The organism is Helicobacter trogontum, assembly GCF_000765905.2.
Classification (GTDB): domain Bacteria; phylum Campylobacterota; class Campylobacteria; order Campylobacterales; family Helicobacteraceae; genus Helicobacter_A; species Helicobacter_A trogontum.
Map to the genome: position 1 here is coordinate 70,690 of NZ_JRPL02000001.1, position 14,037 is coordinate 84,726.

The 14,037-nt window shown below is 30.0% G+C and carries 14 protein-coding genes and 1 pseudogene; all 15 read left to right on the forward strand.

The features are described 5' to 3' along the window. Positions 1 to 14: 14 nt before the first annotated feature. The 15 genes and pseudogenes from LS81_RS00400 (at position 15) to LS81_RS00470 (ending at position 14,024) form a co-directional block, all read left to right on the forward strand. Complete coding sequence (locus LS81_RS00400) at positions 15 to 359, forward strand: TaqI-like C-terminal specificity domain-containing protein (protein ID WP_034347573.1); 345 nt, start codon at positions 15 to 17, stop codon at positions 357 to 359. A gap of 42 nt (positions 360 to 401) precedes the next feature. Next, positions 402 to 584, forward strand: a complete 183-nt coding sequence (locus LS81_RS00405; protein WP_034347571.1) for a hypothetical protein — start codon at positions 402 to 404, stop codon at positions 582 to 584. A gap of 23 nt (positions 585 to 607) precedes the next feature. After that, complete coding sequence (locus LS81_RS00410; protein ID WP_034347570.1) at positions 608 to 1,045, forward strand: Abi-alpha family protein; 438 nt, start codon at positions 608 to 610, stop codon at positions 1,043 to 1,045. 199 nt (positions 1,046 to 1,244) lie between these two features. Next, a complete protein-coding gene (locus LS81_RS00415; RefSeq protein WP_104696414.1) occupies positions 1,245 to 2,978 on the forward strand; it encodes a pentapeptide repeat-containing protein in 1,734 nt (577 codons plus the stop codon). Between the two features lie 240 nt (positions 2,979 to 3,218). Then, positions 3,219 to 4,334 (forward strand): Sec1 family protein, encoded by a 1,116-nt coding sequence (locus LS81_RS00420; protein WP_052096629.1) that lies wholly within the window; start codon positions 3,219 to 3,221, stop codon positions 4,332 to 4,334. Positions 4,335 to 4,445: 111 nt separating this feature from the next. Beyond that, the gene (locus tag LS81_RS00425) at positions 4,446 to 4,679 is read left to right on the forward strand and encodes a hypothetical protein (RefSeq protein ID WP_052096628.1); all 234 of its coding nucleotides are present in this window, start codon (positions 4,446 to 4,448) and stop codon (positions 4,677 to 4,679) included. Then, positions 4,666 to 6,585, forward strand: a complete 1,920-nt coding sequence (locus LS81_RS00430) for an ATP-binding protein (protein ID WP_034347568.1) — start codon at positions 4,666 to 4,668, stop codon at positions 6,583 to 6,585. The genes LS81_RS00425 and LS81_RS00430 overlap by 14 nt, the downstream gene beginning before the upstream one ends. Positions 6,586 to 6,613: 28 nt before the next feature. Continuing rightward, complete coding sequence (locus tag LS81_RS00435) at positions 6,614 to 6,796, forward strand: hypothetical protein (protein WP_034347567.1); 183 nt, start codon at positions 6,614 to 6,616, stop codon at positions 6,794 to 6,796. An 811-nt stretch (positions 6,797 to 7,607) separates the two neighbouring features. Then, positions 7,608 to 8,030: pseudogene (locus LS81_RS12565) on the forward strand (pentapeptide repeat-containing protein); the annotation flags it as partial. Between the two features lie 687 nt (positions 8,031 to 8,717). Continuing rightward, entirely contained in the window at positions 8,718 to 9,485 is a 768-nt protein-coding gene (locus tag LS81_RS00445) for an ankyrin repeat domain-containing protein (RefSeq protein ID WP_034347565.1), read from the forward strand. 33 nt (positions 9,486 to 9,518) lie between these two features. Then, positions 9,519 to 10,106, forward strand: coding sequence for a Fic family protein (locus LS81_RS00450; protein ID WP_052096626.1), 588 nt, complete (start codon positions 9,519 to 9,521; stop codon positions 10,104 to 10,106). Between the two features lie 357 nt (positions 10,107 to 10,463). Continuing rightward, a complete protein-coding gene (locus tag LS81_RS00455; RefSeq protein ID WP_034347563.1) occupies positions 10,464 to 11,699 on the forward strand; it encodes an exo-alpha-sialidase in 1,236 nt (411 codons plus the stop codon). Positions 11,700 to 11,821: 122 nt separating this feature from the next. Further along, entirely contained in the window at positions 11,822 to 12,676 is an 855-nt protein-coding gene (locus tag LS81_RS00460; RefSeq protein ID WP_237022178.1) for a hypothetical protein, read from the forward strand. A 145-nt stretch (positions 12,677 to 12,821) separates the two neighbouring features. Beyond that, a complete protein-coding gene (locus LS81_RS00465) occupies positions 12,822 to 13,538 on the forward strand; it encodes a tetratricopeptide repeat protein (protein ID WP_237022179.1) in 717 nt (238 codons plus the stop codon). A 27-nt stretch (positions 13,539 to 13,565) separates the two neighbouring features. Further along, on the forward strand, positions 13,566 to 14,024 hold the full coding sequence (locus tag LS81_RS00470; RefSeq protein ID WP_233715305.1) for a hypothetical protein: 459 nt from the start codon (positions 13,566 to 13,568) through the stop codon (positions 14,022 to 14,024). Positions 14,025 to 14,037 lie beyond the last annotated feature (13 nt).

The window sequence follows — 14,037 nt, forward strand, 5'->3', positions numbered from 1 at the left end:
AGTATAAGTGATAAATGAATCTCTACTTTGTGCAGGATAATCAGGGTATGCTTATCAATCAAACTTGCTATTTTATTCTAAGTGATAATAGGTATTTATGTGCGGTGCTAGATTCTAAAATGACTTACTTTTATATGAAACAAATTGTGCCAAATTTGGGCGATAAGACATTTAGACAGATAAAGCAATATATAGAAAAACTCCCTATCCCAAAAATAGATTCTACCAACAAAGCCTTAAGCGATGAGATTATAAGCCTAGTAGAGCAAATTTTAGATTCCAAAGCCAAAGACCCCACAAAAGACACCAAAGAGCTAGAATCCAAAATCGATAATCTAGTGTATTATTGTATAATTTAACCGATGAAGAGATAAAAATTATAGAAAACAAGGGGTAATACTATGGCAATAAATATTGATTTTAAGTTTGATGCAACAGAAGCATATAAAGACGCATTGCAACCCACTGTGAAACAAATAGGTGGGACATTAGAAGATTTGACAAAAACTGCACGATTATTGCTTTTTCCTTTTCTCTATGTGGTATTGGTAATGATAGATTTCAGAAATGGTGCAATAGAATAAAGAATGGGGTCAAAGAGAAAAACATGATAGAAGCACAACCAAATATTCTTGTTCCTACACTTTGTGGCTTGGCAATCAATCCAGATGAAACATTATTGTGTGAAATATTTTTTAATATTTTGCAAAGTTCTATTGACAAAACAAAACAAAAAATTTTAAACCCAGCATTTCCAAAAATTTTGGAACAAATTTCTAACGATGAAGCAAAAATTTTAACCCTTATAAAAATTTATTCTTATATTGATTATACTTATTATATGATTCCTAATGCAAATAGAGCATACAGGGAAAAGTGTATTGAAGTTGCATACAGCATTGATAAAACTTTTTTTACGATGCATAAAAACCATCTTACATTTTTAGGATTACTTACAGGCAGCTATTACCAGAATCCTGAAATGTATTTTGAGATTAATGGGGAGTTGATTGCACACGACTTCCTCAAGGACAAGAAATTTTAAAAAATCAACAATCCGACAATCACAAAACTATAGGTAAATATTTTTATAGACTAGAGTTGAGTGATTTTGGACAAGCATTTGTTAAAATTTGTGTAAGTAAAAAATGTGAAGAGTTTTTAAAAACTTAAGCTTGTAGTATATCTATCAGTCCTAGTCTATCAATTAACCGATAAAGAGATAAAAAGAGTTGAGAAAGGCGATGAAAGTTAATGTTGTGAAAGATATAATCAAAGATACCCTAAATACGTCAATTGATAACATAGAAGTGTATCAAAGCAACATTACTATAAAAGGTATCCATGATGATAAGTTGCCCATTGATGATATAAGATTAGATGATATATTTATCATTGAAAACATAGATAATATACTTGGCATTGAAAACTTAGAAGAAGTATTTACCACATTTATAAAATATAATTTAAATTTTAAATATTGCATTTTTAAATGTGTTTCGGTATTCAGTGGGCCATACTTCAAAAAAATTTCCTTTGAAAATTGTGAATTTACAAATGGGGTTGATTTTTCGACGTCTAGTTTTAAATCCTTATTTTTTGAAAATTGTGAATTTAAGGATATTGCTGATTTTTCTTATATGGATGTTACAAAAAAATTAAGTTTTTATAAAGTGATATTTGAAAATGATGTTAATTTTTGTAATACAAAATTTCAACCCAATAAATATAGGAGTGTTTTTTCTGGTGTTACTTTTAAAAACGATGTAGAATTTGAAAATTTTCAATTTCATCAAGACTTACATGGTTTAAAATTTAATAAAAATGTGGTATTTCGCGATACTAAATTTCAAGCAGGGATTACATTACACAAGGAATACTTCATGTTGGAAAGTATAAAATTTGAGGGTTGTATTTTTGATGAAATTACTATAGTAGATGATTTTTTACAAAAAAAAGGCCTTGTTTTTGAAAAATGTAATTTTACAAAAAAGTTTATTTTGGAAAATAAAAATATAAAAAATGTAACATTTGGGTCATGTATTTTTGAAAATAGTGCTTATTTTAGTGATTCTACTTTTCAAGATTATGCTGATTTTCATGAATGTGAATTTGAAAAAACTGCATGTTTTTATGGAGTGACATTTGATAAGACTCCAAACTTTTCTCAAGTTATATTCAAGGGTAATTTAAATATAGTCAATGCAAATTTAAAGTTTGATTTTAATGATTTGAAATCCAAAATTAAACAAGAATATGAAGACTATAATCAAGATAGCGAGAAAAGCCAAAAATTCTTAGATAATTTTGCAAACGACTTTAGAGATTCATTTAGAGTCTTTAAAAACGCTTTGATAAAAGACAATAATTTACTAGATGCTTCAAATTTTCATAAATATGAGCTTTATAGCAAAGAAATCGAGCTAGATTCTAAAAACAACAAAACCATGAAAGACAAAGTAGAAAAATGGCAATTATGGTTTTATAGAAAAATATGTGATCATCACACAGATATCCTAAAAAGCTTTCATTCGCTAATGCTAGTCATAGGGCTTTTTGGCTTAATGAGTTTGGGAGTGATTATAGGCTTTGACTATTATCTAGGATATAAGCCGATATGTTCTCATCTCTATCTAGCAAAAGATTTTTATGATATTCATATCAGATCTATTATAGAAAATAATACATCATATATGCTTGGTATAAATCTTATAATACTACTTGTTTATCTTATAGCTATTCTTGGATTATGCACAAAGTACATAAGGTATATTCTTATATTTATGTCGTATTTTATCGTTATTGGTATCTTGCTCATCTCACCAAAGATTCTTATCCCAGCAATGGGAATCTTCACAGACAAAAGAGCGCTTTTAGACCCGCTAAGCACTCTTGGTGGTATCTATACTATAGCATTTGGTTTTGTTCTATATTCTTTTATTAAAACAATTAGAAAAAGCTCTATAGTGCCAAATTAGAAATTATTATAAAGATGAGGGGGTATATAAATGATTGATTATCTGTTAGTGCAAATCTTGGAATCTCAAGCTAAATACCTAGCAAAAGAAACTAAAGAACTAGAATCCAAAATCGATAATCTAGTGTATTATTGTATAATTTAACCAATGAAGAAGAAATAAAAATCATCGAGGGGAAAGAATAGTTAGCATTATAAATGAATATTTTACAATAAACTTAAAAATACAAATGGAGGAAATATGAGTAATCAAACAAATGACAAAGCACAAGAAAATGAATCTGAAGCTACCACTATTCATTGCTTTCAAGGCACCGAGGACTTATTAAAAAATATTAACGATACAGACAAGAAAGAAAAGGTCAAGGCAATTCTTTTTGATTTGTTTAATATCAAAAATGTAAATTTTCTTTTTGGTGCTGGAACAAGCAATGGTGCAATTCCAACTATGAAAAAGTTACAAGAGTGTGTTGTCAAAAAATTAAGCGAAGATGAAAAAAAGTTTTTTGATGAAATTAAAAAGAGGAATCTAGAAGAAATCTTGGAAATACTTTGTTCTGGAAAAACATATCTTAAAAACAATCCTCAAGATAAAGATAATAGTGAATTTAACACTTTAAACAGCTTGATTGAAAAAATTGAAAAAACTATTTTTCGAGAAAATGATGATAAAAAAAATACTTTAAATGATAATGAAAAAAAGATTTTTGATGAAATTAAAGAGAGGAATCTAGAAGAAATCTTGGAAATACTTTATTCTGGAAAAACATATCTTAAAAACAATCTACAAGATAAAGATAAAGATAATAGAGAATTTAACACTTTGAAAAGCTTGATTGAAAAAATTGAAGAAATTATTTTTAAAAAAATTAATATTGAAATTGGCATTAATTGTGGAAGTGATGATCAAAAAGAAGTTTTTGAAAACTATATGAAATTTTACAAAAAGGTTACTTATCGCAACAAAGATTTAAATAGAGTAAATGTTTTTACAACAAATAATGATTTATTTAATGAGTATGTTTTAGATTATCTCAATATTGATTACAACAATGGCTTTGGAGGTGGGCTTAAGCGTAGCTTCAATCCTGCAAGATTTGAATATGTTTTTGCAAAGAAAATGGATGAAGGGATTGAAAAATATGAGCCTCTTAATCATATGATTTATCTCTATAAATTGCACGGCTCAATAAATTGGGTAGAAACTAAAAACCATAACTCTTTTTTTGATATAGAAGAAATTTATCTTAAACCAGGAGAGCAAAAACCAAAAGAAACTTGCTTGATTTATCCAACCCCACTTAAAGAAGGCAAGAGCCTTACATCTCCTTATACTGACCTTATCAGAGAATTTTAAAAAAAGCTATCACTTCCAAATAGTGTTCTTTTTATCATCGGATATAGTTTTAGTGATGAGCATATAAATACTATTATCTACAGGGCTCTTGCTTCCAATAGCTCTCTTTCTGTGGTTATATTTGCAGATAAAGACAAACTTGCAAGGAAGATTCCGCTTTTTAGTATCAACGACAAGAGAATTTATGTCATTTATGGAAAATATGAGGGTAAAACGATACATTATTTTAACTATTTTGTAAATGAATTAATTCCAGAACACAAACAAAATGAAGAAGATGAAATTTATAAAAAATTTGCAAGTTTAGCGAATGGGGTAACAGGAGATAAAAATGATTGTGGGTAAAATAGTTTCTATTCAATTTAATCAATTTAGAGTAAGAATTTTTTCTAATGTTAAGGGTGGTGGGCTTAATATTAAAGGTGAGATATATTACTTTGGAAATATTGGAAGCTATTTAAAAACATCAAATGCATTGGGAGAAGATATAGTTTGTGAAGTTATTGCAATTTTTGATTCCGATAGGCAAGATAATGGACAAGATTTTAACCTTAATAGCAATAGAGAGTTATTATTAAAACCCATAGGCATATACAAAGATGATAATTTTACTCTTGGCATAAGTATTTATCCCAGTTTGTATAGCGATGTAAGCTTATTAACCAATGAAGATTTAAAAAATATACTTATACCTAAAGAAGAGTATAAAACAGAGGGTCAAGGGGTTTATTTAGGAGTTAGCAAAAACCAAATCAATCACCCTATTTACATTCAAGAGGATAAGTTTTTTGGTATGCATTCTGCTGTATTGGGAAATTCTGGAAGTGGAAAATCTAATACAATCGCACATTTACTTCAAGAAATTTATAAAAAAGAGCAGCCTGCTACTGGATCAAAAGTTATTATTTTTGATGTGAATGGAGAATATAGACAAGCTTTTTCTAAACTTGATCACCCTGATGTAAAAGTAAAGCTATTTAAACCAAATATCGAAGGAAATGAAAATGGCGCCGAGCCTTTTTATATGCCACATTTTTTACTTTCTTTGGATGAATGGTGTGCTTTTTTAATGGCTACAGATGCTACACAAAAGCCATTTTGGGATCAAGTATTGCAAGAGGTTTATAGATTTCATAAAATATTATCTTCAAATAAAGCAGAGGAACAGAAAAAATTTATTAGTTATCTAAGATATAAACTTTATTCATTTGCTAATAATATTTTGGTGCAAACAGAAACTGATACTGCAAAAATAACTACACTTCAATCTGTAATTCTTAAAGTTCAAGAGATTATAACAACTGTAATCAAAGATGATAGCAAGGCAGAAAGTTTGAAAGAAGATGTAGATAAACTACTTAAAAAATGTAATTTGAGCTATGGAACAAAAGACGAAACAATATCTACTACTCTTGAAAAGATCAAAAAACGAATTGATTTTGATGATGTAAATGAAATATCTACGCATAAATGCAAAGATGGAGAATTTTTTGATTACACTTTTCTTAAAATAGCAGCAGAAATGATTCTTGTGGATGAAGAGGCAAGAGGAATTAAAACAACAAGAGGTTATGTGGGAACGATGCTAACTCGACTTGATTATTTTATCAATAATCCAGAATGCTCATTTATGCGTGAAATAAACAATAAAAATATTAAAGGGGTGGATCAATATCTTGATTACCTATGGGGGGAAACCCAACTAATCATCATTGATACAAGTGAATTAGGCAGGGACACCCTAGAAACACTAACAAGTGTGATTTCAAGATTAATTTTTGAATATCGTAAAAAGCAAGAAGAGGGAAATCGACGAAAAAATCCAGTGCATATTGTCTTAGATGAGGCTCATAGATATATCAAAAAAGATCAAAAGTATTTATTAAAAGATAATGTATTTGATCGAATCGCAAGAGAAGGCAGGAAATACTCCCTTTATTTGCTTATTTCTTCTCAAAGACCTTCAGAACTTTCTGAAACCGTGTTATCACAATGTGCAAATTTTATTATACATAGAATTCAAAATGAAAATGATATGCGACATATTAACGCTGTTCTTCCATATTTTTCCGAAGATTTTGTAAGTAAAATTAAGCAATCTGTTCCAGGGGAAGCGCTTATATTTGGAGATTTTGTTCCTATGCCAATGCATGTCAAAATTCAAAAAGCTGATCCAGAGCCAAATAGTAGCAATTGTAAAATCAGCCAAGAATGGTATCAAAAAAATAGAAACTCTATGGCACTAAACTAAAGGATATAAGAAAGGGATTAACTGCATAATGATTCTACAAATAAATCTTTATACTATGAAGATAATAAAGCCATTAGATCAGATCTTAGAATCTAAGATAAAAGATTTTTTCAAAGAACTAGAATCTAAAATTGATAATCTAGTCTATACCCTTTATAACCTAAATGAAGATGAAATAAAAATCATAGAGGTAAATAGTGAATTATATTGATGAAGGAATGCTAGAAGGCTTGAGAATATCACATAATAAAGAGTTGGCACGATATGGAATCTGGGCTAAAAATGCTAAAATGTCTATTACAGAAGAGAAAATAAGTATTGATGGGGCTATTATAGACGAGATAAATTTCAATACTCTGCAAAATAGTGGTATCAAGATGCTTGATATAAGAAAGAGTAAAGTTAGAGATATTATTTTTACAAAAGATATTGCATTAAACGTACATTTTGGAGGTATAACTTTTGCAGATAGGATTCGATCTAATTCTAACTTTCATGGTAAATTTGAGTTTGCTAATTGTATTTTTGAACAAGAAGTAAATTTCAACGAGGCTAGTTTTAATGATATTCTATTTGCATACAATACATTTAAGAGGGCAGCGTCATTTCTTCATACTATTTTTGGGAACACAAAAAATACGACAATCATAAATTTATCAAATACCACTTTTCTAGATCGCGTTGGTTTTCATAATGCTACTTTTAATCAAAATATAAGATTTACGAACCTCACTTTTAAAAAAGAATTAATTTTCGATAGAGCTGAATTTAATTGTAATCAAGCAGTCTTTAATATCACATGTGAAAAACGGGCACACTTCATAGGAACTAAATTTCAGAATGTGGCAGGATTTGAAAGATGTGATTTCAAAAAAGAATTAGGTCTAATGATAACGCATACTAAGAAAATTGGATTTATAGAAACCATATTTAGCGACTTTATAATGAAAAAAGAACCTTTGCCAAACTATATGATTTTTCAAAAATGTGTATTTTTAAACAAACTAGATCTAAAATACTGCAATTTTAAGGAAATAACTTTCAATACATGTGCTTTTAAAGACAACATTTATTTCAATAACTCTACTTTTCAAGATTATGCCGATTTTCATGAATGCGAGTTTGAAAAAACTGCAAGCTTTTATGAAGTAACATTTTATAAGACACCAAGCTTCTCTCAAGCTATATTCAAAGGTAATTTAAATATAGTCAATGCGAATCTAAATTTTGATTTTGATGATTTAGAATCAACAATTAAACACGAACACGAAGATTATAATAAAAACATAGAGAAAAATGAAAATAAAAAATCACGAGATAAATTTGCAAATGATTTTAGAGATTCTTTTAGGATTTTTAAAAACACTTTGATAAAAGATAATAATTTACTAGATGCTTCAAATTTTCATAAATATGAACTCTATAGTAAAGAACTAGAGCTAAAACATAAAGGCAACAAAACTATAAAAGAACATATAGAAAAATGGCAATTGTACTTTTATAGAAAGCTATGTGATCATCATACAGATTTACTTTTGAATCTAAAGTGGTTGATTATTGCCATAGGTTTATTTGCCTCATTATATTTTATCTCAAGGTTGATTCAAGATATTAGCATATTAGAGAGCCTAAACCCATTTGGAATATGTTTTAGTATAGCTTGTGCTTTTATTGCACTTATTTTATATTGGTTTGGATATATTGAAAGGCTTGATTTTTTTGCTAGTATTAATGCTGTGATAACTTTATGGATAATTTGCTATAAACCACAACTAATATTTGGTATAGCAAATCTTCTTGGAAATATTAAATATCATGGCTTTGAGAATTTTTTAATTACAATTTACACAATAATAATAGGTTTGATTATTTTCTCCCTCCAAAAAACCGCGAGAAAAAACTCCATAGTGCCAAATTAGATTGAGAAAAAATGCAAGATAATGCTACCACATAGACGAAAAAGATTGTCCACCTTGTTACTTTTTGAAATATTCAAGAAAATATTGTTATATTTTTAGTATATACATGTATATATAATATATCAATTTAAACTAGAATGCTATGCCTTCATGCACTATTCGTTTTAATTGAAGGAATTGAATAGCAAAATATTTTACTAAGGAAAGATAGTGATGGAAAAACAAAGTTTTGAATACTACTTAAATGCAATGGAAAATGGCAATATTAAAGAGCTTGAAATCTTTTTAGCCATTGATGATCAAGAGTTTGTAAATATGCAAGATAAAGATGGCAATACACTGCTCCACCATGCAGCAAGGCTAGGTAGTGAAGGCGGTGTGGCAATGCTTATTGATTGTAATCCTTTTATTCGTAATAACGATGGTAAAACTGCCTTTAATATAGCTTATGAGAATGATAATGAATGTATCGCCAGAATGCTTGAGATGACTAAAAATAGTTGGGAGAGTAAATATGGCGATAGCGATGAAGATGACTGTGAGGATGAAGATGAGGAGATGGATATTCCATTTTATTTAACAGGTAGTAAGGAATCTATTTTAAAGCAACTTGAAGAACAAATCAATGATGAAAGCCTACTAGATATTTCTTATGGTGATGGATCTATTATATTGCAATCTGTTTTACATGCTTGGAATCTTAGCTTTATTGATAAGAAAATGCCTCCTGTAGTTGAAATACTCATTGATAAAGCTAATGGGGATGTGGAAATGCTAATAGAAGGCTTTGATAGGTATATGGAGCGATGGGAAAGTGAGATTTGGGATGAACCTACTTCATATACTAGCACAAATGAGGATGGTGAAGAGGACTATCGCTATGAAACTGATCCTGATGAGTGGATACGAGAAATAATGCCTCTTGATGAATGGGAAGAACTAAAAGAGCAAATGCGAGCTTATGCGGCTAAAATCGGTTAAACTTAATAATGTAAGTGCTTATGTGAGTTAAATATGAACTTTGATGGTCTTATAACGCACAATAAGCTTGGGCTTTATAATAAAGACTTAGAATCTAAAATGCGAGAACTCACGACATTTAGAGCTTTGGAGTTAAAAAGCAATACTGCTTTTTGGGATTTTAAAGATTTCAACTATACACAATATAAGCATATACACTTTTATATATTTCAAGATATTTTTGAATGGGCGGGAAAAGATAGATATGAATTGGGGTTTCATGGCAGAATGAGTAAATATATGATTCAGTTTTGTCGCGGAAATTGCCTTTTGGATTATGCAGATTCTATATTTTATGGCTTAAATGATAATTTTATGCAATGTGAAGATATACCAAAGAAATTAGCAAATCTTTGGCACGAACTTAATTTCTTGCATCCATTTCGTGAGGGCAATGGTAGAGTTTCAGGGATCTTTTTAGAAATGTTTGCTAAGTCCTTGCGTATTAAATTTGATATAGATAACATAGAGAGAAGAAAACAAGTCATAGCACTTAATCGTGCAATGCGAAACAATATGCAAAGCTTGGAAGAATTAGTGCTGCTTAATACAGAAAAATTAGATATTATAAAAAATAGTTGAATGTTTTTAATATTTTGATATCCAATTTTAAAGAGAAATTTTACAATATTTGCAAATGCAAAACAAGGATTATGAGAGGCAATTATAAATAATTGTAGAAAATTTATGTTTTTAAAAATATTTTAATCAAAGGAAAATAATCTTCTAAACATTCAAACTTTTACAAACATGTGTCATAATTTTTGTATTATTTATAGTTGCAATAAAATAAATATTATGGACAAGTGAAACAAGTTGATATCGCTTTTGTTAATCATTGGATCTTACAAGAAACAGTATAGAGTGCTGAAGTATTGCATGAAAGATACAAAAGCAGTAAAGTTCAATAGCTTATTGCAATAGATAAAAAGGGCTTGAGTGTTAAAGATTCTAAACCTTTATACTTTTTGTTGTGCTGTGGTGATTGTGCTGTGTGCGACTATAAAACATAAACATATAAAGCATGAAATATACACTCCATTTCTCATTGCCAAAACCAAAAATTCCTCATGTGATGCAAATTTACCACTCATAGCCACACAATCCCTACTCCCAAATAAAGAGATAAGTGCACATGCAAGTGCAATAGTCGCAAAAGATTCTAAGCTTATGACACTTTTTTATGCGGGTTCAAGAGAGGGGGCAGAGGATGTAAAAATCTATCAAAGCTTTTTAGATATAACACCATCAAATAAAGATTCTAAATGGAGTGATCCATTAGTTTTATTGACACCAGAAATGCTTACAAAGGTTAGCGGTAGATATGTCAAAAAGCTAGGTAATCCAATAGTCTTTAAAGATTCTAAAGGCAAGATACATTTATTTGTAGTAGGAGTTAGTCTTGGTGGGTGGGCTACTTCTAGAATCTATCAGTTCTATTTTAGTGATGATTTAACACAAATACATTTCATAAGAGAGCTCCACCTAAACCCATTTGGCAATTACTCTCATCTAGTTCGCACACCAGCCTTGCCACTCAAAGATGGTGGCTTTATACTCGCTTTTTCTCATGAAATGTGGCATAAATTTCCACTCATTGCTATATTTGATAAAAATGCAAAGATGCTCTCTACTCAAACCATCAATCATTTAAAAGCACAATTGCAACCAAGTATTGTAGCTCTAAATGAAAAAGAGTGTGCTGCATTTTATCGTACAAATAATCGCTATAACACAAACACATATTATCAAACTTGCACTGATTATGCAAAAACATGGCATGATGTAGAAACAAGCAACATGAAAAACTATGATAGCTCAATCTTACTTGTGAATGTAGGTGATGAGATCATACTTATAACAAATGATGGCAAACATAATCCAATGTGGGGCGATAATGTAAAAAAAGGTGATAGGCAAAGTCTTAGTCTCTATTATTTACAAGACAAAATAAGAGGGCAATTTGTCTATATAGACACGATTGATACAGCCAAAAAGAGTGGTGAAGTAAGCTATCCTGCTGCGGTACTAAATGATAATTTATTACATGTTACTTATACCTATAATAGAAAAACCATCAAACACACAGCATTAAACACTCAAGCAATACTTCAGAAGATAAATTCCATTAAAAAAGATTCTATGCAACACAATACAAAGAAGGAAAGCAGATGATCATTACAAGTATTTGCATACTTGCAATCTTATTTTTATTTTCAAGTTGCATATATAGCAGAACACAACAATGTAAAACCTCTAAGGAGTATCTCAAACATAATATATTGAATCTAAAAATAATGAGTATATTTGTGATATTAAGTCTTTTATGTTTTTTACCCATAATAGAGGGCATTAGCATTGCAAAACATATATACTCATATTTTGATGCACCAAGCCTCTTTGCAATGGTGCTTATCTGTGTTATGTGCTTGAAGCATATAAGCTCTAAGACTAAAACTCCAGCAATAACCAAAAATAACACAAGCTTAAAACCTATGCATTTAGAGGCAAATACAGACTATATGGCACAACAGCCAAAAGATTCCATACACAATCTTGCCCAAATTAATCTCTACTCTCACACTTCTCAACCCACTCAAGTAACCAAGAATCTAGATTCTATACAATCTGTATCAAAACGCCCTGCACTTTTCCAAGTAGATAATAATCTTATTCTTAAAAACACTATGCTCCACCCAAACAAGCCTAAATTAATATTTTTAAACAATATACAATTTAATATCTATGTTGCTTTTATCCTCTTTATATATGGTGTGATTTTATATGGTGGCTCTCTTGGCATGATAGATTTTTATCTACAAGCTTTTAATATACAAGATTTTGTATCACAACTATTTGAGCTACAAATACCGCTCTTACACACATTCAATGCACAAGCATTTGACATATTTCATGCCTCATTACCTCATCAAGCTTTAATTGGCTTTATGCTTCTTATTTTGCTTTATATAAGTAATAAAGGGATTGGGATCTTAGGGCTTTTTACATTAATGTTATTTAATATATTTGGCGGTGAAAATGTTAGCTTATTAGAATGTTTTATTTGTCCCTATTTATGGCTGTATTGTATCTTTTATATTGTTTATAGAATCTCTTTTAGATTATATAGACTCTGTACTCACAAGATCTAATGAAAGGTTCATCCATATTCCACAACGCATTTTATATCTATAAAATAATCAGAATCTAGAATTCACAAGGCATTGTTTTTATATATCCGTTTTTTATGTTATAATTCGTGCTATTCTGCGATGCGAGGTGTATATGAAAGCTCTAATGTATAGTATATTTCTATGTTGCTTTGGTTTTTGTATTGCAAATGCACAAAATACAGATAATTTACCACCTGTTGAAGTAATACGCATAGGTCCAGATACACCAAGTGGCGGTATAAAAACTACAGATTCCAAAAAAGAAAAAAGCTTTGATACCCTAGATGAACTTCGCGTAGATGAACTAACAGGGGTGCAAGATACACCACCACACAATGAGCAATTAGTTGTCTCTAAAAGCCGTCAGCAAATCTACAAGATCGATGATAAGTTTAGAGAAATGCTCACACAATGTATGAATAATGACAAAGCGATGTGCTCTCAAGCTTTAGCTTTTGCGGATAAAAATTCAAAGCAATGCAACCTTAATAGCACCGAGGTATGTCGTGCCTATGCGCAAATCTATTTACTACATAATCAACGACAAAAAGCTCTAAACGCAAGACAAATCGCATGTAATGGGGATAACGCTACTGCATGTTTTGAAGCATGGAAACTCTATGAAAGCGGTAAGGGTGTTAAGAAAAATCCAAAACAAGGGTTTGGATTACTTACTCGTTCGTGTGATTTCAAAAATGCACAGGCATGTTATCAACTTGCTGGATACTATCGCACAGGCGTTGGAGCAGAGCTTAATCTAAAAAAAGCAAAAGAACTTTATAGTAAATCATGTGATTTGGGAAATTCAGATGCTTGTGATGCTTATAATGAGTTTTTGTAATCTTAATAAGGTTTAATGTGACAAGATATGCATAAAAAACTTTTTGCTTTCTTTTTGTTTGGCATTTTTATTATGACTTGCCATGTAAGCACTGCAAAAGATATTGAATCATATATACAAGAAGCATCGTGTAATGATATGGATACAAACTTGTGCACATGTGTAAAAAATTTACACAAAGCACTCACAGCACTCGCAAGCATACAAAGCCACAATTTTAAACTTATACAGCAACGAATAAAAAAGCAAACGCAAGAAAATATGAACATACATATAAAAGAGGCTAAAGATATGCAAAAAAACGATATTGTCATAATGACATTTCAGGCATACCACACGCTAAATAATAATATGAAAAAGTTTTGTAAAGATTTTCAGAATCTTAGCAATAAGGAACAAAAAATTCTTTTTACACTGGAGTGGAACAAACGAGCATTATTTCAAAATCATAATGACGTTATGAGATTCTGCAAAACTCAATATTAATGCAAGGGGCTTA